The 25,017-nt window shown below is 73.9% G+C and carries 26 protein-coding genes; 8 read left to right on the top strand and 18 right to left on the bottom strand.

Annotation, left to right across the window (positions count from 1 at the left end):
- Positions 1–67 precede the first annotated feature (67 nt).
- The 6 genes from HS045_RS28150 to HS045_RS28125 all read right to left on the bottom strand — a co-directional run bounded on the left by HS045_RS28150 (position 68) and on the right by HS045_RS28125 (position 4,182).
- Positions 68–334, bottom strand: a complete 267-nt coding sequence (locus HS045_RS28150) for a helix-turn-helix transcriptional regulator (protein WP_196454547.1) — start codon at positions 332–334, stop codon at positions 68–70.
- Entirely contained in the window at positions 334–831 is a 498-nt protein-coding gene (locus HS045_RS28145; RefSeq protein ID WP_196454546.1) for a DUF2975 domain-containing protein, read from the bottom strand. The genes HS045_RS28150 and HS045_RS28145 overlap by 1 nt, the downstream gene beginning before the upstream one ends.
- A 127-nt stretch (positions 832–958) precedes the next feature.
- Positions 959–1,915, bottom strand: coding sequence for a hypothetical protein (locus tag HS045_RS28140; protein WP_196454545.1), 957 nt, complete (start codon positions 1,913–1,915; stop codon positions 959–961).
- Positions 1,912–2,766, bottom strand: a complete 855-nt coding sequence (locus tag HS045_RS28135) for an ABC transporter ATP-binding protein (protein ID WP_196454544.1) — start codon at positions 2,764–2,766, stop codon at positions 1,912–1,914. The genes HS045_RS28140 and HS045_RS28135 overlap by 4 nt, the downstream gene beginning before the upstream one ends.
- Positions 2,763–3,170 (bottom strand): GntR family transcriptional regulator, encoded by a 408-nt coding sequence (locus HS045_RS28130; protein ID WP_196454543.1) that lies wholly within the window; start codon positions 3,168–3,170, stop codon positions 2,763–2,765. The genes HS045_RS28135 and HS045_RS28130 overlap by 4 nt, the downstream gene beginning before the upstream one ends.
- A gap of 166 nt (positions 3,171–3,336) precedes the next feature.
- Positions 3,337–4,182, bottom strand: coding sequence for a helix-turn-helix domain-containing protein (locus HS045_RS28125; RefSeq protein WP_196454542.1), 846 nt, complete (start codon positions 4,180–4,182; stop codon positions 3,337–3,339).
- Positions 4,183–4,284: 102 nt separating this feature from the next.
- On the opposite strand from HS045_RS28125, the gene HS045_RS28120 reads away from it, so the two are divergent.
- Positions 4,285–4,998, top strand: coding sequence for an SDR family oxidoreductase (locus HS045_RS28120; RefSeq protein ID WP_196454541.1), 714 nt, complete (start codon positions 4,285–4,287; stop codon positions 4,996–4,998).
- A 154-nt stretch (positions 4,999–5,152) separates the two neighbouring features.
- Here HS045_RS28120 and HS045_RS28115 read toward each other — a convergent pair whose 3' ends face one another.
- Complete coding sequence (locus HS045_RS28115) at positions 5,153–5,527, bottom strand: hypothetical protein (protein WP_230885012.1); 375 nt, start codon at positions 5,525–5,527, stop codon at positions 5,153–5,155.
- A gap of 49 nt (positions 5,528–5,576) precedes the next feature.
- On the opposite strand from HS045_RS28115, the gene HS045_RS28110 reads away from it, so the two are divergent.
- Positions 5,577–6,326: a DeoR/GlpR family DNA-binding transcription regulator gene (locus HS045_RS28110; protein WP_196454539.1), complete on the top strand. Its 750-nt coding sequence runs from the start codon at positions 5,577–5,579 to the stop codon at positions 6,324–6,326.
- 42 nt (positions 6,327–6,368) lie between these two features.
- On the opposite strand, the gene HS045_RS28105 is transcribed toward HS045_RS28110, so the two are convergent.
- The 3 genes from HS045_RS28105 to HS045_RS28095 form a co-directional block, all read right to left on the bottom strand.
- On the bottom strand, positions 6,369–6,944 hold the full coding sequence (locus HS045_RS28105; RefSeq protein ID WP_230885011.1) for a uridine kinase: 576 nt from the start codon (positions 6,942–6,944) through the stop codon (positions 6,369–6,371).
- A 64-nt stretch (positions 6,945–7,008) separates the two neighbouring features.
- The gene (locus HS045_RS28100) at positions 7,009–7,503 is read right to left on the bottom strand and encodes a hypothetical protein (RefSeq protein WP_196454537.1); all 495 of its coding nucleotides are present in this window, start codon (positions 7,501–7,503) and stop codon (positions 7,009–7,011) included.
- Between the two features lie 118 nt (positions 7,504–7,621).
- On the bottom strand, positions 7,622–8,332 hold the full coding sequence (locus HS045_RS28095) for a hypothetical protein (protein WP_196454536.1): 711 nt from the start codon (positions 8,330–8,332) through the stop codon (positions 7,622–7,624).
- A 739-nt stretch (positions 8,333–9,071) separates the two neighbouring features.
- On the opposite strand from HS045_RS28095, the gene HS045_RS28090 reads away from it, so the two are divergent.
- Positions 9,072–10,229 (top strand): CaiB/BaiF CoA-transferase family protein, encoded by a 1,158-nt coding sequence (locus HS045_RS28090; RefSeq protein ID WP_196454535.1) that lies wholly within the window; start codon positions 9,072–9,074, stop codon positions 10,227–10,229.
- A 109-nt stretch (positions 10,230–10,338) separates the two neighbouring features.
- Positions 10,339–11,832: a carboxyl transferase domain-containing protein gene (locus tag HS045_RS28085; RefSeq protein ID WP_196454534.1), complete on the top strand. Its 1,494-nt coding sequence runs from the start codon at positions 10,339–10,341 to the stop codon at positions 11,830–11,832.
- Positions 11,833–11,945: 113 nt separating this feature from the next.
- Here the strand turns inward: HS045_RS28085 and HS045_RS28080 are convergent, their stop codons facing one another.
- A complete protein-coding gene (locus tag HS045_RS28080; RefSeq protein WP_196454533.1) occupies positions 11,946–12,377 on the bottom strand; it encodes a hypothetical protein in 432 nt (143 codons plus the stop codon).
- A complete protein-coding gene (locus HS045_RS28075; protein WP_307827764.1) occupies positions 12,374–12,838 on the bottom strand; it encodes a hypothetical protein in 465 nt (154 codons plus the stop codon). The genes HS045_RS28080 and HS045_RS28075 overlap by 4 nt, the downstream gene beginning before the upstream one ends.
- Before the next feature lie 509 nt (positions 12,839–13,347).
- On the opposite strand from HS045_RS28075, the gene HS045_RS28070 reads away from it, so the two are divergent.
- The gene (locus HS045_RS28070) at positions 13,348–14,661 is read left to right on the top strand and encodes a transposase (RefSeq protein ID WP_230885010.1); all 1,314 of its coding nucleotides are present in this window, start codon (positions 13,348–13,350) and stop codon (positions 14,659–14,661) included.
- A 41-nt stretch (positions 14,662–14,702) separates the two neighbouring features.
- Here HS045_RS28070 and HS045_RS28065 read toward each other — a convergent pair whose 3' ends face one another.
- Together HS045_RS28065 and HS045_RS28060 are read right to left on the bottom strand one after the other, a co-directional pair.
- Positions 14,703–15,554, bottom strand: a complete 852-nt coding sequence (locus tag HS045_RS28065; RefSeq protein WP_196454532.1) for a carbon-nitrogen hydrolase family protein — start codon at positions 15,552–15,554, stop codon at positions 14,703–14,705.
- A gap of 10 nt (positions 15,555–15,564) precedes the next feature.
- Positions 15,565–16,548, bottom strand: coding sequence for a DUF418 domain-containing protein (locus tag HS045_RS28060; RefSeq protein WP_307827762.1), 984 nt, complete (start codon positions 16,546–16,548; stop codon positions 15,565–15,567).
- A 96-nt stretch (positions 16,549–16,644) separates the two neighbouring features.
- Here HS045_RS28060 and HS045_RS28055 point away from each other — a divergent pair, with 96 nt between their 5' ends.
- Together HS045_RS28055 and HS045_RS28050 are read left to right on the top strand one after the other, a co-directional pair.
- Positions 16,645–17,016 (top strand): type II toxin-antitoxin system RelE/ParE family toxin, encoded by a 372-nt coding sequence (locus HS045_RS28055; protein ID WP_196454531.1) that lies wholly within the window; start codon positions 16,645–16,647, stop codon positions 17,014–17,016.
- Positions 17,013–17,345, top strand: coding sequence for a helix-turn-helix transcriptional regulator (locus tag HS045_RS28050; RefSeq protein ID WP_196454530.1), 333 nt, complete (start codon positions 17,013–17,015; stop codon positions 17,343–17,345). Before HS045_RS28055 ends, HS045_RS28050 begins: the two co-directional genes overlap by 4 nt.
- Before the next feature lie 113 nt (positions 17,346–17,458).
- On the opposite strand, the gene lepB is transcribed toward HS045_RS28050, so the two are convergent.
- Together lepB and HS045_RS28040 are read right to left on the bottom strand one after the other, a co-directional pair.
- Complete coding sequence (gene lepB / locus HS045_RS28045) at positions 17,459–18,061, bottom strand: signal peptidase I (protein WP_196454529.1); 603 nt, start codon at positions 18,059–18,061, stop codon at positions 17,459–17,461.
- A 51-nt stretch (positions 18,062–18,112) separates the two neighbouring features.
- Entirely contained in the window at positions 18,113–19,114 is a 1,002-nt protein-coding gene (locus HS045_RS28040) for a LacI family DNA-binding transcriptional regulator (RefSeq protein ID WP_196454528.1), read from the bottom strand.
- A gap of 345 nt (positions 19,115–19,459) precedes the next feature.
- On the opposite strand from HS045_RS28040, the gene HS045_RS28035 reads away from it, so the two are divergent.
- Positions 19,460–20,836: a GH1 family beta-glucosidase gene (locus tag HS045_RS28035; RefSeq protein ID WP_196454527.1), complete on the top strand. Its 1,377-nt coding sequence runs from the start codon at positions 19,460–19,462 to the stop codon at positions 20,834–20,836.
- Positions 20,837–20,913: 77 nt separating this feature from the next.
- On the opposite strand, the gene HS045_RS28030 is transcribed toward HS045_RS28035, so the two are convergent.
- Both HS045_RS28030 and HS045_RS28025 read right to left on the bottom strand, forming a co-directional pair.
- Complete coding sequence (locus tag HS045_RS28030) at positions 20,914–21,747, bottom strand: SWIM zinc finger family protein (protein ID WP_196454526.1); 834 nt, start codon at positions 21,745–21,747, stop codon at positions 20,914–20,916.
- A complete protein-coding gene (locus HS045_RS28025) occupies positions 21,744–24,923 on the bottom strand; it encodes a DEAD/DEAH box helicase (RefSeq protein WP_196454525.1) in 3,180 nt (1,059 codons plus the stop codon). Before HS045_RS28025 ends, HS045_RS28030 begins: the two co-directional genes overlap by 4 nt.
- Positions 24,924–25,017: the final 94 nt, after the last annotated feature.

Here is a 25,017-nt window from a genome sequence, read left to right as displayed (position 1 = left end):
AGTCGGGTGATCGCGTGAAACGCGAGGCGGCCGCCGGGCGAGGGGCTCCGGCCGGCGGCCGCGCTCCTCAGGAGCGGTCGCCGACGGCCGCCTCCGCCTCGGGTGCGGAGTCCTCCTGGGGCGCGGCGTCCCCGGCCTCCCAGCGCAGCAGGTCTCCCGGCTGGCAGTCGAGCGCCTCGCAGAGCGCGGCGAGCGTCGTGAAGCGCACCGCCTTGGCGCGGCCGTTCTTGAGCACCGCCAGGTTGGCGGGCGTGATCCCGACGCGGTCCGCCAGCTCGCCCACGGACATCTTCCGCCTGGCCAGCATCACGTCGATGTCGACGGTGATCGGCATCAGATCACCTCTTCGAGCTCGGCCTGCATCCGGGCCGCCTCGACGTCGCGCGCGACGGCCTGGGCGAGCAGCATCCGCAGCACGAGCACGACGAGCGCGACCCCCAGGACCGCCAGGCCGACCCCGCCGATCAGCAGGACGACGCCCGGGGGGACGGGGTCGCCCGGCGCCAGGACGACCCCGAGCGCGAACACCAGCAGGGCGGCGGCCACGAAGGCGCCGATCACGATGTCCACGTACCGGAAGGCGGCGGGCGAGAACACCGTCCCGCGGCGCACCATCGCCACCAGCCGCCACACGCAGACCAGGACGACCTGGGCCGCCACGACGCCCAGGAAGACGATCACGAGGAGCGGGGGGCGCAGGTGGGCGAACTCCGGGCGCAGTCCTTCCAGGTCGGAGGCGAGCAGCGGCACCATCACCGCCTGCACGAACACCGAGCCGGCGAGCAGTGCCGCGAGCACGGCGCGCAGCGCGTGCACGGTCAGCTTTCCCATCGTCTCTCCTTCGATCGGATAACGATGGAAATCTATCGATAATCGATAGAGATGGCAAGTGTCCCGTCGCGCCGGTCCCGTACGGCCGGCGGGGGCGCGGGATCGGCGCGGCGGAGCCGGGCGAGGTCTACACCCTGCGCCGGAGCGTGCGGTGGACGGTCAGGCCGGCGAACGCCAGGGAGGCGGCGGTCAGCAGGGCGGCCTCGGTCCACTGGAAGCGCCAGAACCGCGTGGGCGGGTGGAAGGAGACGGCGTAGCGGTAGCCCGCGCCGAACAGGCACCGCTCGTACGCCTCCTGGTTCCGGTTGCTCCGCCCCGCGTCCGGCCGGCGGGGGCAGAGCCCGGCGGGCGGTTCCGTGAGCTCCCTTCCCGCGGGGTCGATCCAGGTCCCGCTCACCAGCCGGGCGTCGGGATCGGCGAGGAAGGTGGCGTCCGACAGCACGGTCCGCGCCGGTTCGGCGTAGTGCTCGCTCAGACCGAACAGGGTGAACGTCGTCACCGTGATCCCCGCGACGACCAGCGCCATCGCCGGAAGGGTGCGGCGCAGCAGCGCTCCGGCCGCGGCGCCCAGCATGAAGGCGTACAGCCACCACGCCGCCGGGGCCACCCCGACCATGTTGAAGACGCCGATGTTGCCGAACAGGTCGTTCCGCTGGAAGACCGGCCGCCACAGACTGACCATCACCGACAGCGCCAGCCCCGCGGTGGCCGCCAGGGCGCCGAGCACGGCGAGTTTGACGGCCAGCCAGCGGCGGACGGGCACCGACTGGGTCCAGGCCAGCCGGTGCGTGCCGCGCTCGTACTCGCGGCCCAGCAGCGGCGCGCCCCAGAACGCGCCGATCAGCGCGGGGGCGACGATCGGCATCCAGCCGAAGACGGTGTAGACGGCGTCGTACCGGTCGGCGAGCGCCATCGCCAGGTCCCAGCAGGCAGGGGCGGGACCCGGGCAGCCGGGTGGCGCGTGACCGGAGACGTAGAGCTTCGCCTCCACCGCCGAGCCGAGCAGGAGCAGGCCGAGCGCGGCCAGCAGGGCGGCGGTGACGAGGATCTGCGCCCGGTGCTGGCGCCAGGTCAGCCAGATCACGCTCTCACCGCCGCGGGGGCGGGCAGCGCGGCCGTTTCCGGGCTGCGCAGGTAGGCCATCACCAGCTCCTCCAGGCCGGCCGGGCGGGCGCTCCAGCGCGGGTCGGGCGCCGGCGCGCCGCGTACCAGCAGCCGGGCCTGCCTGCCGGTACGGCTCGCCTCCACCACCCGCGCCCGGCCGGTCGAGCCGTCGGCGAGATCGGTCGGGCCGGTCAGCACCAGGTGCTCGGCGAGCAGGTCGTCGATGTCACCGCTGACCTGCACCCGGCCGCCGTTGAGCACGACCAGCCAGTCGCAGCCGTCCCGCAGGTCGGCGATGACGTGCGAGGAGATCAGCACCGTCAGCGGGCGGTCGGCGACCTCGACCATGAGTGAGCGCATGACGTCGTGCCGGGCCAGCGGGTCGAGATTGGCGAGCGGCTCGTCCAGCACCAGCAGGTCGGGGCGCCTGGCCAGCGCGACGGTGAGCGCGACCTGGGCCTGCTGGCCGCCGGAGAGCCCGGAGACCCTGCGGTCCTGCGGGATGCGGAGCCCGGCCAGCCGGGCGGCGGCGTAGGCGTCGTCCCAGCCGGGGTTCAGCCGCCGCCCGAAGGTGAGCGTCTCGGCGACCGTGAAGGAGTCGTACAGCGGCTTGTCCTGGGCCATGAAGGCGGCCCGGCCCGCGACGTCGACCGTTCCGGTGGTCGGGGAGAGCAGTCCGACGGCCGCGTGCATCAGGGTGGTCTTGCCCGCGCCGTTGGGGCCCACCAGGGCGGCGACCCGGCCGGGCGGCACGGCCAGCGAGCAGTCGCGCAGCACCCAGGTGCGCCGGAGGCGGACACCGAGGCCGGTCGTCCGGAGTGCGGGGATCACGCCGTGTCCTCCCGGGCCGTGTCCTCCCGGAGGGATTCGGCGACCGCCGCGGCGAGGAGGGTCTCCATGTCGTCCCGGTCGAGACCGGCGGCGCGTGCCCGGCGCACCCACTCGTCCAGGCTCCGGCGCAGGACGGTGTGATCGGCCAGGCGGGCGCCGCCGATCGAGCGCCGGACGAAGGTGCCCAGTCCGGGCCTGCCCTCCACGAGACCCTCGCGCTCCAGCTCCCTGTAGGCCTTGAGCACGGTGTTCGGATTGACGGCCAGGGCCTCCACCACCTCCCGGGCGGTGGGCAGCCGGTCGCCCGGCCGCAGCGTCCCCAGGCGGAGGGCCTGTCTGACCTGGTTGGCGAGCTGGAGGTAGGTCGCCAGCCCCGGCCCCCGGTCGAGGTGGAACTCGATCACCGCAATCCACCCTTTCACTAATTGGTTAGTGAAAGGGTGGATCGGGCCGCCCGGGGAAGTCAAGTCCTGATCGGGGAGCGGTTCCCCGAGGAGGCCGAGGCTCTGCGGAGGGAGGCCCTCCCGAGGGCCGCTCCGGAGCCCACGGGGCCGCGGGCGTCCCACCGGATCAGCGGCGTCCGTGCGCCTCCGTGTCCCCGACGGCCATGGACAGCAGGATCAGGGCGTCGTGCTCGGCGGTGCCGGGCGCCGCCTGGTAGACCAGCACCCGCTGGTCGCCGCCGGCGGCGGCCAGCACCTCGTTGGACAAGGTGAGCGAGCCGATCACCGGGTGCCGGAACGCGGTCTCGCCGCCGCGCTTGACCGCGACCTCGTGCCGGCGCCACAGCTCGGCGAACTCGCCGCTGGCCGAGGAGAGCTCGGTGGCCAGCGCGGCGGCCGGCTCCGGGGCGGTCAGCTCGGCCGTGCGCAGATGCGCGACGCCGTTGCGGGCCACCCGGTCCCAGTCGGCGAAGACCGTCTTCGCGGCCGGGTGCAGGAAGGTGTACCGGATCGCGTTGCGCCGTCCGGGCGGCCAGTCGCCGAGCCCGGACATCAGCGCCAGGCCCTCCGGGTTGACGGCCAGCACGTCGTTGACCTCGTTGAGCACGTACGCCGGGCTGGGCCGGACCGACTCCAGCAGCAGCCGCAGGCCGGGCCGGGCCGGCTGCGGGTCGGCGGCGCGACGGCGCGGCGTCCGCCCGGCGGCGCGGTCGGCGAGGGCGAGCAGGTGGGCGTGCTCGTCGTCGGTGAGCCGAAGGACCCTGGCCAGCGCGTCCAGCACCGAGTCGCTGGGCGCGGTCTCGCGGCCCTGCTCGATCCGGGTGTAGTAGTCCACGCTCACCCCGGCCAGCGCGGCCAGCTCCTCGCGGCGCAGTCCGGGGGTGCGGCGGGCGCGCGGCCCCGCGGGCAGCCCGACGTCGGCCGGGCCGATCCGCCCGCGCCTGATCCGGAGGAACTCCGCCATCGCGTTCATGCCTCCGAGTGTGCCACCGGGCGGTCCGCTCCCGGGTGGCCGTGCCGCACCCAGGTACGGCGCGGCCTTCCCGGTCGCCGGGGAGCGGCGGAGACTCGGACCATGACCAACGTGATGATCATCGGCGGCGGTTCCGGGATGGGCCTGGCCCTGGCCCGGACCGTGCTCGCCGACGGTATGGATGTGACGATCGTCGGCCGGTCCGCGGACCGGCTCGCGGCGGCCCGGGCGGAGCTGGAACGGACCGGGCGGGGGAGGGTGAGCACGGTGCCGGCGGACATCTGCCGGGAGGAGGACGTGGCCGGGCTGTTCGCCACGGTGGAGCAGGTGGAGCACGTGGCCGTCACCGCGGCGGACGCGACCGGGGTGTACGGCCGGACCGCCGGCGTGGCCACGGCGGCCGCCAGGTCCATCGTGGACGCCAAGCTGCTGGGCGCCTGGCTGGTCGGCAAGCACGGGACCGGGCGGGTCACCGGGTCGATCACGTACACCTCCGGCATCAACGCCTACCGGCCGAACGGGACGAACACGATCGTGGCCGCGGTCAACGGGGCGCTCGCCTCGCTGGCGTACGGGCTGGCGGTCGAGCTGGCGCCGGTGCGGGTGAACGTCGTCTCCCCGGGCTGGGTGGACACCCCCATCTGGGACCAGCTCGGCATGGACAAGCAGGCGGCGTTCGCCGAGCTGGCCGGGCGGCTCCCCGTCCGGCGCATCGGCACTCCCGACGACATCGCGCAGGCGTTCGTGTCGGTGATGCGCAACGGGTTCATCACCGGGACGGTGCTGCACGTGGACGGCGGCCATCGCCTCACCTGATACGGGTACGAAGGCCGGAGGCGGGCCGCGGCACCATCACCGCCTGCACGAACGGTGTCCGGCCGGACGGTCCCGCGGTCCCGCCCTCCTGCGGCGGGCGGCGGTCCCGCCGCCCGCCGGCCGGGGCGGTCAGGCGTCTTCCCGGGCGGGCCGGTCAGGCGTCTTCCCGGGCGGGCCGGTAGCCGGGGACGTCCTCGAGCCGGTGGTAGACGGGCAGGCCGCGCTCGCGGGCGATCCGCACGTCCTGGTCGGCTCCGGCGGACTCCCCGGGCAGCCGCAGCACCGCGTCGCAGTGCCGCAGCAGGCGCTCGGCGGTGGGGTACATGATCTGCTCGGCCACCGGGTCGGCCGGTCCGGTGCCGCCGGCGCCGCGCAGCACGGGGAGGGCGACCCACTCGCCGATCATGGGAACGTGACCGCTGCGGAAGATCGGCCACGCCGCCTCCTCCAGCCGGGCCAGGTTGCGTGCCATCAGTTCGGGGTCGTCGTCGGTGCCCGAGCGGTAGGGGCCTGCGATCAGAATGAGCATGGAGCCGAACATATCGTGCAATAATCGGAAAAAACAAGGAGAAACGTGCATGCTTGCCGCTCAACGCCGTGACCTGCTGCTCGACCGCCTGCGCACGGACGGCCGCATCGTCGCCAAGGACCTCGCCGCCGAACTCGGCATGTCCGAGGACAGCATCCGCCGCGACCTGCGCGACCTCGCCGCGGCGGGCCTGTGCCAGCGGGTGTACGGCGGCGCGCTGCCCGCGTCGCCCGCGACGGCCGACTACGCCGCACGCCAGGACGTCCAGGTGCCCGGCAAGCAGCGGGTGGCGGCCGCCGCGGCCGCGCTGGTCGAGCCGGGCAGTACGGTGATCCTCGACGGCGGCACCACCGCCCTGGCCGTCGTGCACGCGCTCCCCCCCGACCTCGGGGCCACCGTCGTGACGCACAGCCCGACCGTGGCGAGCGCGCTGGCCGGCCACCGGGACGTGGAGGTCTACCTGATCGGCGGGCGGCTGTTCAAGCACTCGATGGTCGCCTGCGGCGCCGCCGCGATGGAGGCCGCGCGGGGGCTGAACGCCGACCTCTTCCTGCTCGGCGTGACCGGCGTCCACCCCGAGGCGGGGCTGACCACCGGTGACGCCGACGAGGCCGCGATGAAACGCGCCCTGGCGCGCCGGGCCGCCGACACCTACGTGCTGGCGAGCTCGGAGAAGATCGGCGCGGCGTCCCGGTTCGCCGTGCTGCCCCTGGCGGAGACCGCCGGAGTGGTCACCGACGCGAGCGCGGACGATCCGACGGTGCGGGCGCTGGACGTGCCGGTCCTCCACGCCCCGTAGCGCGGCCCGCTCCGGGACGCCCCCGCGCGGTCACCGCGGAGCTCAGCCGGGGGAGGCGGCCAGGGCGAACTCGCCCGGGACCGCCGCGCCGTCGACCAGCAGGTCGGCGCGCTCGCGGGTGCCGTCGGCGGCGAACCACTCGTCCTCGGCGCGCATCCAGGTCCGCCACTGCGGCTCCAGATGCGCGCCGTCCCGGGCCAGGGCGCGGGCCAGCCGCAGCTCCCGCGGGGCCTCCACCCACACCGCGCAGGCGACCGGGGCCGCGCGGCGGGCCGTGCTCACCCCCTCCAGCACCAGGACCGGAGCGACCGGCACGTCCACCCGCTCGGCGAACACGCCCCGCGCCCAGTCGTAGCGCCGGTAACCGCCGGCCCGGCCCGCCGCCAGCGGCCTGAGCACCTGCTCCTCGACGTGCCCGAACCAGGCGTCCGGCGACTCGTCCCACGGCACCGGGAAGTCGTCGCTGTGGACCACCTGGGCGCCCAGGGCGCGGGCCAGCCGCCCGGCGAAGGTCGTCTTGCCCGAGCCGCCGGGCCCGTCCACCGCGACGACCCGCACCGGTCCGCACGACGGCGGCAGCGCCCGGACCGTCGCCGCCAGGTCGGGAAAGGAGATCATGACCGCCATCCTCCCAGGATGGCATCCGCTCTCCGGCCCGCCGGCAGGCTCCCGGACGCGCTCGTCAGCCGATCTCCGCCCAGGGCGGGGTCCCGTCGAGGACGGCGAGCTTCCACGCGGCGTGGCTTCCGGCCCGGATCTCGACGCGCTGCGGTCCGCCGTCGTGAATGATGATCCCGTGGGTCTGGGTGCCGTCGCATCGCGCCGGGTTGTCCTTGCCGACGGGTCTGGCCCTGAGGGAAGCCGCTCCGCCTCCGGTGCACGCGAAATAGATCGTGTACACGTCGCCGACCGGCTGGAAGGCCGGCACCTCCGACGGCCCCCTCCCTTCCGACACGGGAACGATCGTCTGCCGGTCGGCCGGGAGTTCGAGGGTGGGGGTCTCCTCGGCGGAGGGCGGTTCGGGGGGCCGTTCGGGGGGTGCGGCGGAGCCGGAGGGAGGGGGCGGGGCGGATGCGCCCGCGGGCGGCGGGGCGCCGCGGCCGGAGCATCCGGCGAGCAGGGAGACGGCGAGGGAGAGGATGATCGCCGGGGCGGCGGCCGTGGTGGTGTTCGCCATGCGTGTCCTCACTCGAATGCGCGTGCGCCCGCGAGACGGCGCGGAACCGCCCGCGGGTGCGCGGACCAGGCGCCCGACCGGGGATGCGGGCGCCGTCGCCCTGGGAACGGCCGTCGCCCTAGGAATAGTAGATCTTCCAACCGGTCTTGTAGGGCGCGCCGGCCGTCGCGGATGCGCTGCCGCCGAGCGGTCCGCAGTTGGAGGAGCGCCAGCCCTGCCGCTGGACGTAGATGCCGTGATCACCGTTGATGGTGGAGCGCGCCTTCACCGTGCCGCTCGTTCTGACGCCGTAACTCGTCGACATGCTCTTCTCGATTCCGGCGTTGACCTCAGCCGAGATCTTGGCGAAGACCCCCGCGGAGATCTCGCCGCTGACCTTGGCGCCGACCGAATAGGTCTCCGTCCCCGTCTTCGTGGCGGTGAAGGAGAACTTCTGCTTCTGCCCGGTGTTGTTCTCCACGAACGTGGCGAACTTCTTGCGGAAGATCCTGCTGCTGATCAGGGGCGGCCTGACGGAGATGGAGCATTTCTTGGCCTGCGCCGCCGCGAGGCCGTTCTCCTCGCCGGGGATGTCGCCGGGCTCCTCTTCGCCCGGGATGTCGCCGGGCTCTTCCTCCCCGGGGTCGGTGCCTTCGCCCGGTATCTCGCCGGGCTCGGGTGAGAACGCGTAGGCGTCCGCCTCGGACAGCCAGATGGGAGTGCCGTCGTCGGCGTAGTCGACGGGCTCCACCTGGCCCGGGTCGTCGGTGGGATCGGCGTACGCGGGTGAGCCCGCGAGGACCGCGAAGGCGGCGCAGACCGCTATGGCCGTAGTCGTTTTCCTGGACATGGGGATGTGAACTCCTCTGGCGTGGGAATGCACTCCGTGGCGGAATCCGCCGGAGGGCACCGGGGAACTCGACTCCGACCGGATGATCGGCGCGAGGGAGCCGATCACAAATTACGTACCGCGCCGCGCCCGTGCAAAGCCCGCCGTCCGGGAAGCCGGTACGCCATGACCTGCGGTAATCTCCGACCGGAGAATCGGCGAATATGTCCGGCGGCAGCTCGGAGGCGATTTCCGTCATTTCATGTGATATGTGTCACCGTATTCTGCGGGCGCAGGAAGGACATCGCCGGTGCAGAAGGGCCGTGACCGCCATCGGGGCATCCGGTCCGCCCGGAATCGCAGGATCGAGTATCACGCCTCATGGCCCATCGAAAGAGGAGAGAGGGAAAGAAGGAAAGGGCGAAGGATGGAAATCCACGCCTCTTTCGTTGCGGCGGCCGAATCACTTCCCGAGGGGATCGCGACCCGCGGAGGGGCGCCGGTCCCTCCCTGCCCGGAGGCGCTGCCCGGCGGCGGGACGCCCGGGGAGGCGGGGTGCCCGGAGGGGCACCCGGGGGGGAGGGGGAGGCGAGGCGGGGCCCTGGTGAGACACGGGGTCCTGCACGGCGGTGCTGCGCGGCGAGCGGATCGATCCTCGGTATCGTCTCCGGCGGGAGCCCCGGCGCGCCCGCCGTAGCGCCCCCGTGCCTTTCGGGGCCCCGTTCGGCTAGGATCGGCGACTCTCACCCGGAGGTCGATCTTGCAGGGAGCCTTTGGCGACATCGTCGTCCTGGACCTGTCCCGCGCGCTGGCCGGGCCGCACGCCGCGCAGATGCTCGGCGACCTGGGCGCCAGAGTGATCAAGGTGGAGCACCCCGACGGGGGCGACGAGTCGCGGGGCTGGGGCCCGCCCTTCGCCGGACCCGAGGGCGACATCTCCACCTACTTCCTGGCCGCCAACCGCAACAAGCTCTCGATCGCGCTCGACCTGAAGTCCGCCGAGGGCCGGGACCTGGTCGAGCGCCTGGTGCGGCAGAGCGACGTACTGGTCGAGAACTTCCGGACCGGCGTCCTGGACCGGCTCGGCTTCCCCGTCGAGCGGCTGCACGAGCTCAACCCCCGCCTGGTCGTCCTGTCGATCACCGGGTTCGGCCACGACGGCCCCGAGGGCGGCCGGCCCGGCTACGACCAGATCGCCCAGGGCGAGGCCGGGCTGATGAGCCTCACCGGCCCGTCGTCCGCCGAGCCGTACCGGGTGGGCGCCTCGATCGCCGACCTGCTCGCCGGCATCCACGGCGCCTACGGCGTGGCCGCCGCCCTGTACGAGCGGGCGCGGACCGGCCGGGGGAAGGTCGTGCGGACCTCGCTGCTGGCCGCGGTGACCGGCGTGCACTCCTACCACGGCACCGCCTGGACGGTCGGCGGCCAGGTGCCCCAGGCGGGCGGCAACCACCACGCCTCGATCGCCCCCTACGGCGCGTTCCGCTGCGCCGACGGCCTGATCCAGATCGCGGTGGCCACCGAGGGGCAGTGGCGCAAGGCCGCCGCGCTGCTGGGCATCGATCCGGCGGACCCGCGGTACGCCGCGAACCGGGATCGGTTCACGCACCGCGACGAGCTGATCGCCGACATGGAGAAGGCGCTCGCCGCCCACGGCCGCGACCACTGGCTGGCCGCGCTCGGCGCGCTCGGCGTGCCCGCCGGGGCGATCCGCTCCCTCGACGAGGTCTACGCCGCCGAGCAGACCCGCTCCCAGGGGCTCGTCGTGACGGTGGACCACCCCGTGCTCGGCCCGGTCGAGCTGCCCGGCCCGCCGCTCCGCTTCGACGGCGAGCCGCCCCGCGCGCACACCGCCCCGCCCGCCCTCGGCCAGCACGGCGACGAGGTGCTCGCCTGGCTCGAGGAGCGGGAGCGATGAAGCGTACGGCGTGCGGCCGGATGCGGGCGGCGGAGGACGTGCGTACGGCGTGCGGCCTGGCGCGGGAGGCGGGCGCCCGCGGCGCGGGGCACGAGAGGGGGGCGCCGCGGTGAGGCCGGACCGGCCGGACGCGCGGACCCTGATCGCGGCCGTCCTCGACCCCGGGACGTGGCGGTCGTGGGACTCCCCGCCCGCCGACCCCGCCGAGCCGGGGTCCGACTACGCCCGCGAGCTGGCGGCGGCGCGGGCCCGCTCCGGCTACGACGAGTCGGTCGTCTCCGGGGAGGGCCTGCTCGGCGGGCGCAGGGTCGCGGTCGTCGCGTGCGAGTTCTCCTTCCTGGCCGGGTCGATCGGGCTGGCCGCCGCCGAGCGGCTCACCGCCGCGGTCGAGCGCGCCACCGCCGAGCGGCTCCCGCTGCTGGCCGCCCCGGCCTCCGGCGGGACCCGGATGCAGGAGGGCGCACTCGCCTTCGCGCAGATGGTGAAGATCACCGCCGCGGTGGCCGCGCACCGCGCCGCAGGCCTGCCGTACGTCGTCTACCTGCGCCACCCCACCACCGGCGGGGTGTTCGCCTCCTGGGGCTCGCTCGGGCACGTCACCGCGGCCGAGCCGGGCGCGCTGATCGGCTTCCTGGGGCCGCGGGTCTTCGCGTCGCTGCACGGCTACCCCTTCCCGTCAGGGGTCCAGGTCGCCGAGAACCTCTTCGCGCACGGCCTGGTCGACGCGGTCGTCTCCGCCGGGGACGCCCGCGAGGTCGCGATGCGGGCGCTGTCGGTGCTCTGCGCCCCGCGCGGGGGACTGGACCCCGGGCCCGAGCCGGACGGGAGCGTCCCGGCGTTCGGGGCGTGGGAGGCCGTCACCCGCTCCCGGCGGGACGACCGGCCCGGCGTGCGGGAGCTGCTGCGGTCCGGAGCCCGCGACGTCACCCCGCTCAACGGCACCGGCGAGGGCGAGAACGACCCCGGCCTGCTGCTGGCCCTGGCCCGGTTCGGCACGGCCCCCGCGGTCGTGCTCGGCCAGGACCGGCACCGCCAGCGGTCCGTCGCGCCGCTCGGCCCGGCCGGGCTCCGGGTGGCGCGGCGCGGCATGCGCCTGGCCTCGGAGCTGGGCCTGCCGCTGGTCACCGTGATCGACACGGCCGGCGCCGCGCTGTCGAAGGCGGCCGAGGAGGGCGGCCTGGCCGCCGAGATCGCCCGCTGCCTGGCCGACCTGGTGATGCTGGAGGCCCCGACGGTCTGCCTGCTGCTCGGCGAGGGCGCGGGCGGCGCCGCCCTCGCGCTGCTGCCGGCCGACCGGGTGCTGGCCGCCCAGCACGCCTGGCTCTCCCCGCTGCCGCCGGAGGGGGCCTCGGCGATCCTCTACCGGAGCGTGGACTTCGCCCCGGAGATCGCCGCCGCCCAGGGCGTGCGATCCACCGACCTGCGCCGGGACGGCATCGTGGACCGGATCGTCCCGGAGTCGCCCGACGCCGCCTACGAGCCGGAGGCGTTCTGCCGCCGCGTGGGCGCCGCGCTGCAGTACGAGATCGCCCGCCTGCTGGGCGAGGACCCGGCGGACCGGCTCGCCGCCCGGCTCGCCCGCTATCGCGGGCTCGGGCTGTAGCGGGGCGCGGGGTCGCGAGGTGAGACGCCTGCCGACGGCCCCCTCTCCGTGCCCCCGGCCCGCGTGCTCACCGCCGCCGACTCGGGCTGTAGCGGGCCGTGGGGGGACGGGGACTACGGTTCGGACTTCGCCGGGCTGAGCGGGACCGGGACGCGCTCGATCCGGACGGAGACGACCTCGTCGCGGGGGACCACCACCTCGTAGGCGCCGTGGTCGACCATCCAGTAGCCCAGCGCCTCGGCCTTCAGCCCGCTGTGCCCGGTGTAGGCGATGTGCAGGCTCTCCTCGCCGTTGTCCTCCGTGGCGTCCAGGACCAGGCACGGCTCGCCGCCGAACGCGCCGACCGTGCGGACCAGCACCAGCCATTCGAGGTCCTGGCGGGCGACCGCGGCCCGCCAGTAGCCCCGCGCGGCCTCGAAGCCGTCGGCGGCCTCCTCGCTGAACAGCACGACCTCGCCCGCGTCCGGGCCCAGGGCCGCCGCGTAGGTGCGCTCCCGGTAGCGGGCGACGAAACCCGACGCCACCGGCTCGATCTCCGCGCTCATGGGGCCGGCCGCCAGGTGAGGCCGTCGTAGAGGGCGAAGGGGCGCTCCTCCCGGTCGATGGTCACGTGGATGATCTCTGCCCCCGGGGGGATCGGCATCGGCATGGTGTGGAACTGCGGCACGACGTGCTCGCGCGAGGTGGTGAAGCCGTTCCCGGCGAACGGCGGTGAATCGTTCCAGTCGCCGCCCATGTGCGGGCCGTACGGCACGACGTAGGTGTCCACGTCCCGGGCGGACCAGCGCAGCAGGTAGAGCTCGGGCACGGTGACGGCCAACTCCGAGCCGTCGAACCCCAGGTCGAGGCCCATGAAGAGCTGGGCGGGGGTGGTCAGCCGGACGCAGTCCTGCACCCGGTAGACGTACCCCGAGATCACGGTCCGCTGACCGGCCAGGTAGGGCACGAGCAACCGGGGCGGGATGACCTTCTGCATCTGCGTTCTGCGTCCAGGGGGCTCACTCACGGATGGCACTTTACCGAAGATCTGCAGAAGGCCTCGACCTTCAGGATTCGGTCGCCCAATTGCATGAATCATGTGGTGAGTTCCCACGGCAGGCCATCTTGATGTGTGACATCACCCGCTCCCGTAAAGCCATGCCGGATTAGGCGACGAGCTCCTTCAGTCCGGGGATGAACGCGGTCCCCGTCAGGGGACGGCCCGCTGCCAGGCGGGCCGTCCCGAGCGCGAAGCGCGGGATTCGTAATGGTCGCCTTCACGATCGAACGCGCGCAGCCTGCCCCCGGAGTCGCCGCCCACCCCGATCGTGATCTCTTCCCGGCGGCGGTGCGGCCTCGCGTCATCGGCGGCGCCCCGCCGCTCTGCGGTCACCACGACCTGCTGGGGCGGGCGGCGCGGACACCCGGTGCCCGCCGTACCGGTATTCACTCTCCTCGATCATGAAGTAGCCGCTAACGTGTTCGAGTCCGCACGCGACAGGCGGGCCATCAGCAGCGCAGAGGGAGGTGTTTCGCATGCTGACCGGTCGCAGGTACCGGCTGGAGTTCGACGCCGGACAGAAGCTGACCGCCGAGCGGATCGCCGCCGTGTGCCGGTCGGTGTGGAACACCGCCCTGGAGCAGCGCCGCGTCTACCGCCGCCGGGGCGCGTTCATCGGCTACGCCGAGCAGTGCAGGCAGCTCGCCGAGGCCAAAAAGGACTTTCCCTGGCTGGCCACCGCTCCCGCGCAGGCTTTGCAGCAGACGCTCAAGGACCTGGATACGGCGTGTCGGCGGCACGGAACGTGGAAGGTCCGCTGGAAGGCCCGGGCCCGGTGGCGGCCGTCGTTCCGGTTCCCGACCCCCAAGCAGATCCCGGTCCAGACGGTCAACCGCCGGTGGGCGCGGGTGTTCCTGCCGAAATTCGGCTGGGTGCGCTTCCGGCTGTCGCGGCCGCTGGGCGGGGCGGTGCGCTCGGCGACCGTCTCGCGTGACGGCGCCTGCTGGTTCATCTCCTTCCTCATCGAGGACGGGCAGTCCACCCCGCAGGTCCATGCCCGCCCCGAGGCGACGGTCGGGGTGGACCGGGGCGTGGTGAGCGCCGCGGTCACCTCCGAGGGGGAGTTCTTCGACCGCCGCCACGCCACCGCCACCGGCGTGTCCGCACTGGTGCCGCCGACGGCGGGGAAAGCCGAGCGGGCGGCCGAGCAGGGCTACCTGTCACCCGGTGAGGCCGAGCGGTATCTGCGGTTGCAGCGGCGACTGGCGCGGGCGGAGAAGGGCTCGGGTCGGCGCAGGCGGGTGGTGCGCGCCCTGGGGGTGATCATGGGGCGGGTGCGGCGGCGGCGCGCGGATTTCACCGCCCAGGCCGCGCACCGGTTGACCCGCGATTACGCGCACGTCGTGCTGGAGGACCTGAAGGTGCGCGGGATGACCGCGTCGGCGTCCGGCACGATTGCGGCGCCGGGTGCGCGGGTGGCGCAGAAGTCGGGGCTGAACAAGGCGATCTTGGACAAGGGCTGGTACGGGCTGGAGGTCGCGGTCCGCTCGGCGGCCCGTTACACCGGCAGCGTCGTCAGTACGGTTCCGGCCGCGTACACGTCCCAGACGTGCTCGGTGCCGGCCTGCGGGCGGGTGGATGCGAAGAGCCGCGAGAGCCAAGCGGTCTTCCGCTGCACCGCCTGTGGGCATGTCGATCACGCCGATGTGAACGCGGCGAAATGCATCAAGGCCAGAGGGCAGGCGGCCGGGCCGGTCGTCTCAGGGCGTGGAGACTCAGGGGTTGCCCGGGTCGGCGAAGCGTCAAGCACCCGTTCCACAGCGCGCGGCGCGCCGCGCGTTGCCGCGTGAGCGGCACGGGAATCCCCGTCCCTTTCAGGATGGGGAGCAGGTCAAGATCTCCCGAGGGGGAGCCGTCGGTGTTCGAGGCACGGGAGGGCATTGCGGGTGGCAATCGTGACCTGAGGGTCCAGGACGCACGTCTGCACCGCGGAGGCCGGGCCCAGGTCGGCGCGGACCACGCCCATCGGATCGACCAGCAGGCTGCGGCCGATGCCGAAGCCGTCGGCGGCCCCCGGGTTCGGCGCCTGGCCCACGGCCGCGGTCCAGGTGGTGTTCTCGATCGCCCGGGCCCGGACCAGGGTCGTCCAGTGCTCCTCCTTCATCGGCCCCGACCCCCACGCGGCGATCACCGCGAACAGGTCGGCCCCCAGGTCCGCCAGCGCCCGGGTCAGCTCGGGGAAGCGCAGGTCGTAGCAGGTGACCAGGCCGACCCGGAGCCCGGCCAGCTCCACGACCACCGGCTCGTCGCCCGGCTCGACCAGTTCGGACTCGCGCGACCCGAAGGAGTCGAACAGGTGGATCTTGCGGTAGGCGGCCTTGAGTTCCCCGTCGGGGCCGAGGGCCACCGCGGTGTTGCGCACCCGGGGCGCGCGACCGCCGCCCGGCCCCGCGCCCGGTACCGTGCCTGTCTCTGTGTCTGTCTCCGTGCCCGGCTCGAACACCCCGGCGATCACGGACAGGCCGTGGGCGCGGGCGGCCTCGGCCAGCCCGGTGACGAACGGCCCGTCCAGCGGCTCGGCCAGCTCGGTGATGCGCCGGCCGTACCGGGTGAGCGCGGCCTCGGGGAGGATCGCCAGCTCCGCGCCGTCGGCGGCGGCCCGCCCGAGGCAGCGGCGGACCTGGTCGAGGTTGGCGGAGGGGTCGGCGGAGACCGGGATCTGGCACAGGGCGATGCGGGTCACGGCTCCGATCCTATGCCGGTCCCGTCTCCGGCCCCGTCCGGCGGTTCGGCACCCGTTCCATCCACGTCAGGCACCGCCACACCCACTCCAGCGGGCCGTACCGGAACCGGGCCAGCCACCAGCGGCTGAAGCCGGCCTGGAGGGCGAGGACGGCCGCCGCCAGCGCCACCCCCGACAGCCGGGTCGGGTCGGCGGTCAGCAGCGGCAGCGACAGCAGGATGACCGGGGTGCTCACCAGGTAGTTCGTCAGCGCCATCCGGCCGAGCGGGTTGAGGACGGCCGTGAGGGGGCCGCGCAGCCGGGTGCGCAGGAGGAGCAGCAGCCCGGTGCAGTAGGCCGTCGCGCAGGCCAGCCCGGCGGCGGTGTAGAGGCCCGGCAGGTAGGTGCCGTTCCCCAGCCAGGGCGCGGCGTTCCACAGCCAGACGAGCCCGCCGCCCGCCGCCGCGCTCATCAGGAAGGCGGGCGGCAGCAGGCGCCCGGACGGGCGGTACTCCATCAGGGCCGCCCCGATCAGGAACAGTCCCGGGATGAGGACCACCACGAACACCCCGCCGGTGACGAACCCGCCGCCGAGGGCGGTCGCCCACGCCGTCACGGCGATCCCCGCCAGCAGCACCGCCCAGCGCGGCAGGAACGAGGCGGGCGGCAGCACCAGCATGCCGAAGAGCGCGTAGGGCAGCAGCACCTCGCCGGGGTCGACCGCCCAGTGCACGGCGCCGAAGCAGGCCAGGACGGCCAGGCGGCGCAGCAGTGCCAGGCGGGGGTGCGGGGTCCGCTCGGCGGCGGAGCGGAGGAACAATACGAAGCTCAGGCCGAACAGGAACGAGAAGACCGGGTAGAACCGGCCCTGCAGCAGGTTCTCCACCGCCCAGTCGAGAGGGGTCCGCCCCGGGTCCCGCAGGTGGCCGCGGGTGTGCTGCCAGGTGTTGACCACCATGATCCCGCAGAGGGCGAAACCGCGGAGCGCGTCCAGCTCGTGAAGCCTGCGTGTCACCGGGCCACCCTATTGGCCACCCCGATCCCGTGGACCCGATGGAAGCCTTGTGGCCACGCCGACCCCTCAATATGAGCGATCGGTTATAGTGGGGCGATGAGCTGGGAGATCAGTCTGCATCCCGAGGTGGAAGAGTGGTACCTGGCGATCTGCGTGAGCGATCCCGAGACGGCCGATCTGGTCAAGGACGCCATCGATCAACTCGCCGAGGAGGGGCCGACGGCGCGCCGGCCACTGGTCGACCGGTTGCAGGGAAGTCGCTTTCACAACATGAAGGAACTGCGGCCGCCCTCGTCGGGCAGCAGTGAAATCCGGATCATCTTTGCGTTCGACCCGGCGCGCGAAGCCATCTTCCTGGTGGCCGGCGACAAGGCGGGCAACTGGGAAGGCTGGTATCGCCAGGCGATCCCGCTGGCCGATGAACGGTTCGAAGAGCACCTGGTCGCGTTGAAGGAGGAGGAGCGATGAGCGGCGGATACGCCAAGTGGACCGATGTCAAGGCGAAGGCGCGGGCGCTCGACCCGCGTTCGGACGCCGAGCGGGCGGCTGGACAGGAAGCCGCCCGTCAGCGGCGGGAAGCGTACGTGCGCGGCCACCAGCTCGCCGAGATGCGCAAGGCCGCCGGTGTCACCCAGGTGGAGCTCGCCGTGGCTCTCGGCGTGACGCAGGCGCGAATCTCCAAGATCGAGAACGGCGAGGTGTCCGGCATCGATGTCGTGCGCGCCTATGTCGCGGCGCTCGGAGGAACGGTCGATCTCGTCGCGACCCTGGGTGATCGCACGTGGAAGGTCGCCTGACAGGGACCGGTACCGCTGAGCCACGGTGACGGTGACGCGAGGTCAAGAGGTCGACGGCGACCTCCTCCCCGGGTCGTGCGGGGGTGGCCGCCACCCCGGGCGAACAGGTTCACCTATTCGTCTCCGGTGAACGTCCGGGCGAACGTGTCCGGTGTCGAGAGGACGGCCGCCCGGGAGAGGGGCCAGAAGACGGCCACGGCCCGGCCGGTCACCTCGTCCTCCGCGATCGTTCCCTCGCCTCCGCGCTCCTCGTGGTCGCGGGAGTCCTGGGAGGCCGAGCGGCGGTCGCCCATGACCCACAGGCGGCCCTCGGGAACGGCCTTCTCGAACTCCTCCTTGGAGGGGAAGTCGTCGGGGTGAAGGTAGTCCTTCTCATCGAGCGGGACCCCGTTGACGGTGATCCGCCGCTGGGCGTCGCAGCACTTGACCGTGTCACCGCCGATCGCGATGACCCGTTTGATGGTGTCCGTACCGTCCCATCCCGTGAAGACCACCACGTCGCCGCGCTCGACCGCGCCGTGCAGCTTGTTGACGACCACGCCGTCGCCCACATGCAGAGTGTTCTCCATCGACTCCGATGGGATCCAGAACAGCGGGAAGACGAAGGACTGCAGCAGCACCGCCGCCACGGCGCCGCAGCCCGCCAGGAGCAGGCTCTCGCGCACGCCTCCCTTGCGGGACGGCGCGGCCTGCTCGTTCTCGGACCCGGCGGTCATGGGATGCCTCCAGTGGTTTCGGGCTTCCATTGTCCTGCCGCGGCCGGACGCCTACGTCGTGCCGCGGACGACCAGTGCGGTGGGCAGGACGCTGGGCGGGGGCGGCACGGCGGCGGTGCCGTCGATCATGGCGACGAGGGCGGCGGCGGCGGCCGTGCCGAAGCCGGCCTTGTCCTGGGCGACGGTGGTCAGGGCCGGCTGCACCAGCGCGGCGAGCTCGATGTCGTCGAAGCCGACCACCGCGATGTCCTCGGGGACCCTCAGCCCCGCCTCGGTGATCGCGCGGATCGCGCCGATCGCCATCTCGTCGCCGGCCGCGAAGACGGCGTCGGGGCGCTCGTCGAGGTCCAGCAGGCGGCGCATCGCGGCATGGCCCCCGGACAGGTAGAAGTCGCCCTCGACCACGAGGTCGCCGCGCGCGGGCAGGCCGAGCTCCGCGAGGGCGGCGCGGTAGCCGGCCAGCCGCTCGGCGCCCGGCACCGTACGGCCCGGCCCGGCGATCGTGGCGATCGCCCGTCTGCCCCGTCCGTGCAGGTGGTGCACGGCGGTGCGGGCGCCGCCGGCGTTGTCGGAGATGACGTGGGTCGCCCGGGTCCCCGTGACCGGGCGGTCCAGTGAGACGCAGGGCACGCCGCTCTCCGCGAGCCGGAGCAGGGCGGGATCCTGCGTGCCGTCGTCGATGACGACCACGCCGTCGAGATCGTGCCTTCTCACGGCACGGTCATGACTTCCCTCGCCGTCGCCCGCGGCGAGCAGGAGAAGGTGGTATCCCCGTTCGCTCAGCGCCGTTTTCAGGCCGATGAGGATTTCCTGGAGAAAAGGGTGCCGCCATCCGGGGCGCCGGTGGTGCGTGTCCCAGGCGAGGCCGATCAGGTGGGACTTCTTCGTGGCGAGGGTCCGGGCGGACTCGTTCGGCAGGTAGCCGAGGCGCGCCGCGGCGCTGAGGACGTTCCGGCGGGTGTCGGGGCTCACCACCTCGGGGTTGTTGAAGACCCGGGAGACCGTCGCCACCGACACGCCGCACTGACGTGCCAGTTCTCTTATCGTTGCCACGACCGCACACTAGCGCGTCTCTCCGTGTAACCGGTTTCATGTAACCGGTTACACAGGACCGTATCCCGGCCGTCTCTTTTTCGTCAACCTCGGCTCGGCGGTCCGCCGGGAACGCCCCGCCGTCCTCGTCGCGGACCCCGGGGGAATCGTTCGGGAAACCCCTTCGGAAACCCCGGGAAAAGCGTCGCGCATTCACCGCTTGACACGGCCGGGCCTTTACCGGTGGAATCACGTCCACCGCCTGTTGCCCGCGGCCGCGCATCCGCACCGTCTCTCCGGACGTCCCCGTTCCCGCCGAACCGGCGGGCGGATCACCGGAGGAACCATGTCTGGAGCGATCACAGGATGACGGCCGTCGACGAGCGATCCGGGCCGACCCGGCCCTTCCCTCCGGGGTTCGTGTGGGGGGTCGCCACCTCCTCGTACCAGATCGAGGGAGCGGTCGACGCCGACGGGCGCGGCCCGTCGATCTGGGACGCCTTCTCCCGGGTGCCGGGCGCGGTCGCGGCGGGGGAGTCCGGCGACCCCGCCTGCGACCACTACCGCCGCTGGCCGCAGGACGTGGAGCTGATGGCCGGCCTCGGCGTCGACGCCTACCGGTTCTCGGTGGCCTGGCCGCGCGTCTTCCCCGACGGGGGCGGCCGGGCCGACCGGCGGGGGCTGGACTTCTACCGCCGCCTGGTCGACGCCCTGAACGAGCGCGGCATCACCCCGTTCGTCACCCTCTACCACTGGGACCTGCCGCAGGCGCTGGAGGAGCGCGGCGGCTGGCGGGTCCGCGAGACCGCCGAGCGCTTCGCCGAGTACGCCGCGACCGTGCACGGGGCGCTCGACGGCGTGCCGTACTGGATCACGCTGAACGAGCCCTACTGCTCCTCCATCACCGGGTACGCCGAGGGCCGCCACGCGCCCGGCGCCCGCGAGGGGCACGGCGCGCTGGCCGCCGCGCACCACCTGCTGGTCGGGCACGGCCTGGCGGTCGCCCGGATGCGGGCGACCGCCCGCCCCGGCGAGCGGATCGGCGTGACCCTCAACATGTCCCCGGCGGTGCCCGCGAGCCCGTCGGCGGAGGACGCCGCCGCCGCGCGCCGGATGGACCTGATGGTCAACCGGCAGTTCACCGACCCGCTGCTGGGCGGGGCCTACCCCGGTGACATGGCGGAGGTCTACGGGGAGATCAGCGACTTCTCGTTCCGCCGCGACGGCGACCTGGCGCTCGTCTCGGCGCCGCTGGACTTCCTCGGGGTGAACTACTACTACCCGATCCACGCCGCCGCCGCGCCGTACGGGCAGCCCGACCCGGCGCTGCGCTCGGCCTTCGACATCGGCGTGCGCACGGTGGCGCCGGACGGGCCGCCGGTCAGCGGGCTGGGCTGGCGGATCGAGCCGCGCGGCCTGCACGACACCCTCACCGGCCTGGCCGGCCGCTACCCCGGCCTGCCGCCGGTCTTCATCACCGAGAACGGCTACGGCGACGCCGGCGAGCTCGACGACACCGGCCGCATCGCCTACCTGCGCGACCACCTGGCCGCCGCCGCGGAGGCCATCGGCGCGGGGGTGGACGTGCGCGGCTACTTCTGCTGGTCGCTGCTGGACAACTTCGAGTGGGCCCGGGGCTACGCCGCCCGCTTCGGCCTCGTCCACGTCGACTACGCGACCCAGGCGCGCACGCCCAAGGCCAGCTACCACTGGTACCGCGAGACCATCGCCGGGCAGCGGTGAGGCCCCGCCCCCCGCGCTGTCCCCGCGCCCGGAGCGGCGCGGGGGGACGGTGCGGGGGACAGGACGGGGACGGGGCCTCAGGCCTCGTCGTCTCCGGCGAACCCGCGGTAGGCGGGCCGCAGGAGGTCCAGGATCGGGATGTGCCGCGCCTTGACCGGGGGCGCGTCGAGGATGCGCAGCAGCAGGTCGGGCGGGGTATCGGGCAGCTCGGCGCGCTCCCGCAGACGGGCCGGCGAGACGCCCGGCTGGTAGAAGTCCGCCAGCCGCTCGGCGAACGGCGCGTCGGCCACGTCGAACAGCCCCGGCAGGGCGCCGGGGTTCCCGCCGCCCGCCTCGCGCAGGGACCCCAGCAGGGCCTCCCGATCCATCCCCCGCCAGGCCAGCACCAGGAACGGGTCGTCGTCGAACGCCTCGGCCAGCACGTACAGCACGGCCGACAGGTGCTTGCAGGGGAAGCCCCAGTCGGGGCAGGAGCACTCCAGCTCCAGGTCGTGCTCGCCGGGGAAGAGCGGCAGGCCGCACGTGCCGAAGACGTCCTCGATCTCCGGCGGCATCTCCCCGGCGAGCAGCTTCGCCCGGTAGATCGCCTGCGCGGCGAGCGCGGCGGTGAGCCTCCGCCACTCCTGCGCGGTGTGGGCCGTGATCCGGATCCCGACCCGGTAGGGCGTGCGCCGGGAGCCCTGCACCCGGGCCGTGACCAGTCCGGGGGTGAGCTCCAGGTCGAGGACCTTGCCGGCCCGCGCGTACGTACGCCCCCGGCTGAGCCTGCCGCGGTCGCAGATCCGCTCCAGGACGTCGACGAACCGGCGCGACCACCACTGCTCGCCGATCGACCCCCGCCGGTTGCGCGCCCGCAGGCCGCCCTCGATCCGGACCGGCCGGGCGGGCCCGGACGGTCTGCGCCCCCTCACGCGACGGCCTCGGGGCCGAGCCGGAACAGCTCGCGCAGCCGGTCGGTGGACAGGCCGGTGATCCAGTCCTCGCCGGTGCCGACGACGCTCTCGGCGAGGGACTTCTTCCGCTCGATCATCTCGTCGATCCGCTCCTCCAGAGTGCCCACGCAGATGAACTTCCTGACCTGGACGTTGCGGGTCTGGCCGATCCGGAAGGCCCGGTCGGTCGCCTGGTCCTCCACGGCGGGGTTCCACCACCGGTCCACGTGGACCACGTGGCCGGCGGCGGTCAGGTTGAGCCCGGTGCCCGCGGCCTTGAGCGAGAGCAGGAACAGCATCGGCTCGTCGTCGTTCTGGAACCGCTCGACCAGCGCGTCGCGCCGCTTCTTCGGCAGGCCGCCGTGCAGCCAGAGCACCGGCCGGTCCAGGTGCGCGGCGAGGTACGGCTGGAGCAGCGCGCCGAACTCGGTGTACTGGGTGAACACCAGCGCCTTGTCCCCCTCGCTGACGATCTCCTCGGCCAGCTCCTCCAGCCGGGCCAGCTTCCCCGACCGGCCGGGCAGCCGCGACCCGTCCTTGAGCAGGTGGGCGGGGTGGTTGCAGACCTGCTTGAGCTTCGTCATGGCGGCGAGCACGTTGCCGCGCCGCTCGATGCCCTCGCTGTCGGCGATCCTGCCCATCATGTCCTCGACCACGGCCTGGTAGAGGGTCGCCTGCTCGGGGGTGAGGTTGCACCAGATCTTCATCTCCATCTTGTCCGGCAGGTCGGAGATGATCGTCTTGTCGGTCTTGAGGCGCCGCAGCACGAACGGCCCGGTGGCGCGCCGGAGCGCGGCCGCCGCCTGCTCGTCGCCGTGCCGCTCGATCGGTTCCTGGTAGCGCTCCCGGAACGCCTTGGCCGAGCCGAGCAGGCCGGGGTTGCAGAACTCCATGATCGACCAGAGCTCCGCCAGGTGGTTCTCGACCGGGGTGCCGGTCAGCGCGAGCCTGCTCCGCGCCGGGAGGGACCGTACGGCCTGCGCCTGCCGGGCGGCGCTGTTCTTGATGGCCTGGGCCTCGTCGCAGACGACCCGCGCCCAGGCCGGACCCGCCAGGGCCGCCCGGTCCCGCAGGGCGGTGCCGTAGGTGGTGAGCACGAGGTCGGCCCGCGCCACCCGGTCGGTCAGCTCGTCGCCGCGCAGCCGGGCGGGGCCGTGGTGGGTGTAGACGTCGAGCGAGGGGGCGAACCGGGCCGCCTCCTTCTGCCAGTTGCCGAGCAGCGACATCGGGCACACCAGCAGGGTCGGCTCCGGCCGGGCGCCGCCGGCGCGCTCGTCCAGGAGCAGGGCCAGGGTCTGCGCGGTCTTGCCCAGGCCCATGTCGTCGGCGAGGACGGCGCCGAGCCCGAGGCCCGACATGAAGCCGAGCCAGGACAGCCCGCGCTCCTGGTACGGCCGGAGCGCGCCGTGGAAGGCGGCCGGGGTGGCGATCGGCTCCAGGCGGCGGTCCGCCTCGCCGGAGAGCAGGTCCCCCAGCAGGCCGTCGGCGTCCACCTCGACCAGCGGCAGCCCGTCGTCGCCGCCCCGGACGACCTCCCGGACCACCTCGGCGACCGTCATCACGCCCGCCCGGCGGTTCTCGACGGCCTTCAGCGCGGCGGCGAGCTGCCGGTCGTCCAGCTCGACCCAGCGGCCCCGCACCCGGACCAGCGGCACCTTGAGCCTGGCCAGCTCGGCCAGGTCCTCCTCGTCGACCGTCTCGTCGCCGATGGCCAGGTCCATGCGGAAGTCCACCAGCTGATCCAGTCCGAACCCCTGCCCGGAGGCCGCCGTCGGACCGGTCTCCGGGGAGCGGGCGGTGAGCTTGAGCCCCAGCCGCGTCCGGCCCGCCCAGGCGGGCAGCTGCACGCCGAATCCGGCGGACGCCAGGAGGGGGGCGGTGCGGCGGAGGAACAGGAACGCGCCCGCGGTGTCCAGGACGAGCTCGGTGGGCGCGGGGGTGCGCAGCGCCTCCTCCAGCTCGGGGTAGAGCCGCGCCGCCCGGCCCAGTCCGGCGAGCAGCGCCTCGTCGGGCCGGGTGGGGAGGCCGGGGGCGGTCTCACCCGCCCAGACGAGCCGGGCCGGCAGGTAGAGGCTCGGATCCTGCGACGACTGGACGGCGAACTCCACCCGCCAGGACGCGCCGTCCGGCGGAGGCGCGGACCTGCCGCGGGGCCTGCCGGACCCGCCGGATCCGCCGTACTCCGCGACGAGGTCGGCGCGCAGGGCGGACCCGGGCGCGGAGCCGGGTTCGGGTTCGGGTTCGGGTTCGGTCAGGCGGAAGCAGACCCGGACCGCCGTGTCGAGCCGGTGCGCCGATCGGAACCACTCCTGCAGCGGCAGGGCCAGACTGTCGGCCTCGGCCCGGGTCAGCACGCCGAGCACGGCGTCGTCCCCGGTGAGCGCCACCGTCCAGCGGTCGGCGACCGGGCTGCGGCGCCCCGGCCGGTGGCCGCCGAGCAGCCGGTCGGGGAGCGCCCGCCGTACCGCCGCGTCGGTGAGCCCGGCCAGGGCCTCCACCAGCACGTGGGTCGAGGGCCGCTCCTCCTCGACGGCCCGGCAGACGGGGGGCATCGCGGCGGCGAGCTCGCGGAACCGGACGGCGTAGGGGCCGGTCAGCACCGGCCGCCACCGTGCCGCGTGGCCCTCCTCCTCGACGACGAGCTGGGGCAGCACCTGGCCGCGGCGGATCAGCTCGCGCGCGTACTCCACGACGACGGGGAGATACCGCAGGGACGCCCCCGGAACCGGCTCAGGCGGGTCGGCCGCGCCGTCCGGGGACCCGTCGGGCTCGCGCTCCTGCGCGGGGAGCCGGATCGTCTCGTCGAGGCGGTCGAGCAGGTCCAGCGCCGCGCCGGGCTCGATGAACAGGGCGGGCACCCGCCAGGAGGCGATCCGCGGCTGCCGGGCGGCGGCCTCCAACCCGGACTCGGGGGAGGGCAGCGGACCCCGGGCCGAGCTCGGCAGGAGCAGGACGAGCTCGTCCGCGACGGCCGTGCCGGCGGCCACCGCCGCGACCTCCCCCCAGTGCCGCAGGCCGGCGGCGATCTCCGCCGCCGGAGCCGCGAACGGATGCGGGCGGACCTTCGCGCGGGAGGCGCCCGAAGCGGGGCGGGACGGATCCTCCGCCCAGAGCGCCAGCCGGTCGCCGGTCCAGGCCCCGTGGATCACCAACACCGTCGAATCCTCCCTGTGTCTCGGGAAACCGTACAGTTTCCGGGGACGCCGTGACGCGGTGACGCCGTGACGCGGTGACGCCGTGACGCGGTGA

This window comes from Planomonospora sp. ID82291 (genome assembly GCF_015711645.1).
GTDB lineage: Bacteria > Actinomycetota > Actinomycetes > Streptosporangiales > Streptosporangiaceae > Planomonospora.
Note: the sequence above shows the minus strand (reverse complement) of the source record. Positions and strands in the feature narration are given on the sequence as shown.

Coding starts and splice junctions, on each gene's coding strand:
- HS045_RS28150 (WP_196454547.1), bottom strand. CDS start 334: ATGCCGATCACCGTCGACATCGACGTGATGCTGGCCAGGCGGAAGATG.
- HS045_RS28145 (WP_196454546.1), bottom strand. CDS start 831: ATGGGAAAGCTGACCGTGCACGCGCTGCGCGCCGTGCTCGCGGCACTG.
- HS045_RS28125 (WP_196454542.1), bottom strand. CDS start 4,182: ATGAACGCGATGGCGGAGTTCCTCCGGATCAGGCGCGGGCGGATCGGC.
- HS045_RS28120 (WP_196454541.1), top strand. CDS start 4,285: ATGACCAACGTGATGATCATCGGCGGCGGTTCCGGGATGGGCCTGGCC.
- HS045_RS28115 (WP_230885012.1), bottom strand. CDS start 5,527: ATGCTCATTCTGATCGCAGGCCCCTACCGCTCGGGCACCGACGACGAC.
- HS045_RS28110 (WP_196454539.1), top strand. CDS start 5,577: ATGCTTGCCGCTCAACGCCGTGACCTGCTGCTCGACCGCCTGCGCACG.
- HS045_RS28105 (WP_230885011.1), bottom strand. CDS start 6,944: ATGATCTCCTTTCCCGACCTGGCGGCGACGGTCCGGGCGCTGCCGCCG.
- HS045_RS28100 (WP_196454537.1), bottom strand. CDS start 7,503: ATGGCGAACACCACCACGGCCGCCGCCCCGGCGATCATCCTCTCCCTC.
- HS045_RS28095 (WP_196454536.1), bottom strand. CDS start 8,332: ATGTCCAGGAAAACGACTACGGCCATAGCGGTCTGCGCCGCCTTCGCG.
- HS045_RS28080 (WP_196454533.1), bottom strand. CDS start 12,377: ATGAGCGCGGAGATCGAGCCGGTGGCGTCGGGTTTCGTCGCCCGCTAC.
- HS045_RS28070 (WP_230885010.1), top strand. CDS start 13,348: ATGCTGACCGGTCGCAGGTACCGGCTGGAGTTCGACGCCGGACAGAAG.
- HS045_RS28055 (WP_196454531.1), top strand. CDS start 16,645: ATGAGCTGGGAGATCAGTCTGCATCCCGAGGTGGAAGAGTGGTACCTG.
- HS045_RS28050 (WP_196454530.1), top strand. CDS start 17,013: ATGAGCGGCGGATACGCCAAGTGGACCGATGTCAAGGCGAAGGCGCGG.
- lepB (WP_196454529.1), bottom strand. CDS start 18,061: ATGACCGCCGGGTCCGAGAACGAGCAGGCCGCGCCGTCCCGCAAGGGA.
- HS045_RS28035 (WP_196454527.1), top strand. CDS start 19,460: ATGACGGCCGTCGACGAGCGATCCGGGCCGACCCGGCCCTTCCCTCCG.